1 protein-coding gene is annotated in these 319 nt (G+C 65.2%); it reads left to right on the top strand.

The window, feature by feature from the left end; all coding sequences use genetic code 11:
• Positions 1–120: 120 nt before the first annotated feature.
• The coding region (locus tag PUR61_RS01090; protein ID WP_329874655.1) for a hypothetical protein at positions 121–319 on the top strand (199 nt) is incomplete at its 3' end.

Here is a 319-nt window from a genome sequence, read left to right as displayed (position 1 = left end):
TTGTGGTGTTGTTTGTTTAAATTGCGGCCTGTGTCGGGTAGGTTCTGTTGTTGTGGTGGTTGAACCGGTGGAGGGGTCGCTGGGGGGGGGGGGGGTGGGGGGGGGTGGTGGGGGGGGGGGGTGGTGGGTGGGGTTTTTTTTTTATTTTTTTGTTTGCCTTGGTTTTGTGGGGGTTGGGTGGCGTTGGTTTTTTTTTTTTGGTTGGGTGTTTTGTGGTGGCGGGGCCGGGGGGGGCGGGGTGTTGTGTTGGTGGGGCTGGCTCTCCCCGCAGGGGGGCCGGCGCGCGCCCCCGCCCCCCCCTCCCCCCCCCCCCCCCCCC

Source organism: Streptomyces sp. BE20 (genome assembly GCF_036322525.1).
GTDB lineage: Bacteria > Actinomycetota > Actinomycetes > Streptomycetales > Streptomycetaceae > Kitasatospora.
Note: the sequence above shows the minus strand (reverse complement) of the source record. Positions and strands in the feature narration are given on the sequence as shown.